2 protein-coding genes are annotated in these 3,363 nt (G+C 71.4%); both read left to right on the top strand.

Features of this window, described 5'->3' with window-relative positions:
• On the top strand, positions 1-2,084 hold a 2,084-nt coding region (locus tag MJ783_RS19610), incomplete at its 5' end, for a putative inorganic carbon transporter subunit DabA (RefSeq protein ID WP_239312433.1).
• Positions 2,081-3,363 (top strand): proton-conducting transporter membrane subunit (locus tag MJ783_RS19605; protein ID WP_305039528.1); only part of this gene is annotated, 1,283 nt, incomplete at its 3' end. The genes MJ783_RS19610 and MJ783_RS19605, both read left to right, overlap by 4 nt.

Below are 3,363 nucleotides of genomic sequence, written 5' to 3'. Positions count from 1 at the left end.
CGGGTATGGACACGGCGTTGGTGTACGAGGCATTCGTGCTGGCCCAGCTGATGGACGTCGATCTCGGTCTGCTCACCGAGGACCGGTGGGCCAGCGCCTGGCTGCGGGCTGTCGCCGATTTCGACGAGCGACGACGGCGCTGGCTGCTGCACCAGGCATATGAACGCCGATACCGGATGACCATCCTGGACGCGCTGTCCACCCACAGCCGGAATTCCACCGCGACCGCCGAGCCCGCCATACAGAACACGGCCTTCCACGCCGTGTTCTGTATGGACGAGCGGGAGGAGTCGCTGCGCCGGCACCTTGAGGAGCACTGCCCTGCGGTGCGTACCTACGGCGCGGCCGGTTTCTTCGGCGTGGCCATGGCCTACCAGGGCCTGGACGACGTCCGGCCGCGTGCGCTGTGCCCGGTCACGATCACACCAGGCCATCTGGTCGTGGAGCGGGCCGTGGACGAGACCGAGCACGCGGCCTACCGCCGCGCGATGCGCCGTTATGGACACGTCGGGCACCTGCTGTCGACGGCCCGCGGAACCCTCGGCCGCGGTGCGGCCCTGACCATCTTCGCCGGTCTGGCCTCGACCGTGCCGCTCGTCAGCCGCTGCCTGTTCCCGCGGACGGCCGAACACTGGGCGCGTCATGTCCACCACACGGTGGCGCCGCGGCCGCGCAGCAGACTCGTCCTCGAATGCCCCGAGGACGCCGAGCATGCCGCTGCCAACCCGGTGCTGGCGGCGCCGGGCGCACTCTCGGACACGCCCTCGAGCACGGCATCCGGCGCGCTGGTGCCCGGGGTCGGATCAGCGCCGCTGCGGCTGGGTTACACCGTCGCGGAGATGACCGACATCGTCGACACGATGCTGACCACCATCGGCCTGACCGGCATCCTCCCGGCAACGCCTCCAGGTGCCACGATGCCTGGGGCGACGGCCGCCGCGCAGGCGGGCTCAGGCACGGAGCAGCTCGTTCTGATCGCTGGTCACGGATCGTCCAGCCTGAACAACCCCCACGAAGCCGCCCACGACTGCGGTGCCACCGGCGGTGGCCAGGGTGGGCCAAACGCCCGGGCCTTCGCCGCGATGGCCAACCACCCCCGGGTGCGCGACGCGCTCGCCCAGCGGGGCATCCACCTGGATGCGAGCATCTGGTTCCTCGGCGCCTACCACAACACGTGCGACGAGTCGATCGACTACTTTGACGTCGATCGTGTGCCAGGCCGGTTCCGCCCGGCCCTGAGCCGGCTCCAGGAGGCTATGGACGCGGCCCGCCGGCTGGACGCGCGGGAACGGTGCCGGCGCTTCGAGTCCGCGCCCACCGACATCGACGCCGACCAGGCGTTGGCCCACGTCCAGGAGCATGCCCGCGACATCGGCCAGCCACGGCCGGAGTACGGGCACGCCACGAACGCCGTCTGTGTGATCGGACGCCGGTCCCGCACCCGCGGGCTGTATCTGGACCGCCGTGCCTTTCTCGTCTCCTATGATCCGACGACGGATCCGGATGGCGAGGTGCTTGCGCGGCTGTTGCTGTCGGCCGGGCCGGTCGGCGCGGGGATCAACCTGGAGTACTACTTCAGCTCCGTCGATCCGGTGGGCTACGGCAGCGGTACGAAGCTGCCGCACAACATCACCGCGATGGTCGGCGTCATGGACGGGCACGCCTCCGACCTTCGCACCGGCCTGCCCTGGCAGATGGTTGAGATCCACGAGCCGATGCGTCTGCTCGTGATCGCCGAGGCCACCCCCGAGCTCCTCACCCGCCTGCTGCGCGAGAATCCGGGGCTGGCGAGACTCGTCACGGGCGGGTGGATCCAGCTCGCCGCCTGGGACCCGCGGAGACCCGACCTCCAGCTGTACGTCGACGGCACGTTCCGCCAGCACCAGCCGGAGGACCTCACACTGCCAGTGGTCACCCGGTCGGCGGAGTACTACGCCGGCCATCGCCAGCATCTCGGGTGCGCCGCGGTTCTCACCGCGCCGCCAGCGGCCGGCGGCCCACCGCGAGCCGGCCTCGCCGCCGACGGCCATGCGATCAACGATCATGTTGGCAGTCGGCCAGGCGACGCGCGGCCCACGGGATGAGGAACACGCTCACAGCCCAGCTGTCCACGGGCGCGGACAGCGCGGTCGGCTCCGCGTTGCTGCCGGCCGCGGTCGCGCTGCCAGCCGCCGGGGCCGCCGGGCAGGCCCTTGCCTTGTGGTTCGGCCGCCGCCGGTCGGAACGGGCCACGGTCACCGTCGTGGCCATCGTGTTCGCCACCGTCGCGCTCGCCACGGCCGTCCTCGGCCTGACCCTGCTGGTGACCGGGCGCGCCATGATCGACGTCCGGCTCGGTACCTGGTTCGCGACGTCCGGGCATGCCTGGCGCTGGCGCCTGGTGGCCGATCGGCTGTCCGTCCCGTTCGCGCTGTCCGCGGCGGCGCTGATCGGGCTGATCGGCGCGCTGTCGAGCCGATACCTGCACCGCGAGCCCGGGTTCTTCCGTTTCTACCTGCTGCTCACGCTGTTCGGCACCGGGGTCGAACTGGTCGTGCTCGCCGGAAGCCTGGCCGTCGTGTTCGTCGGCTGGGAGCTGGTCGGGCTGTCCTCGGCCCTGCTGATCGCCTTTTTCCACGAACGGCGTGGACCAGTGCGCCACGGGCTGCGCGCGTTGCTGACCTACCGCGCCTGCGACGTCGGGCTGCTCGCCGGGACCGCGCTGCTGGCCGGCGCGGCCGCATCGGTGGACCTGGTCGGTCCGCCGGTCCCGGCGACAGGCTGGACGAGCTGGACCGGTGCGCTTGGCCGCACGAACTGGGCGCAGCTCCCCGTGCCGGGCTCGGCGGCCAGCGCGACCCTCGTGGCGCTGCTGCTGGTCCTGGCTGTGGTCGGCAAATCGGCCTTGGTACCGGCGAGTGGCTGGCTGCCTCGGGCGATGGAGGGACCCACCCCGTCCAGCGCGATCTTCTACGGCGCGATCTCGGTGCACCTCGGCCCCTACCTGCTGCTACGCAGCCACGCCCTGCTCGACGCGGCACCCGCGGCCCGCGCGGTCGTCGTCTTCCTCGGTCTCGCGACCGCCCTGCACGCCACCCTCGTCGGCCGCGTGCAGTCAGACATCAAAAACGCCCTGGCCTACGCGTCCATGACGCAGGTCGGGCTGATCGTCGCCGAGATCGGTCTGGGCCTGGACCTGCTGGCCGCCCTCCACATCCTGGGACACGCGGCGGTACGCGGCGCGCAGATCCTGCGCTCACCGAGCCTGCTGCACGACCGGCACCATCTCGAACAGGCGATGGGACGGACGCTGCCGCACACCGGCCGCCATCTCGAACGGCTCGTCCCAGGCCGCTGGCAGCTCCCGCTGTATCGGTACGCCCT

Origin of the sequence: Protofrankia sp. Cj3, from assembly GCF_917627355.1 — a bacterium.
Classification (GTDB): Bacteria; Actinomycetota; Actinomycetes; order Frankiales; family Frankiaceae; genus Protofrankia.
The sequence above is the reverse complement of the archived record's forward strand: the minus strand, read 5'-3'. Positions and strand labels throughout refer to the sequence as shown.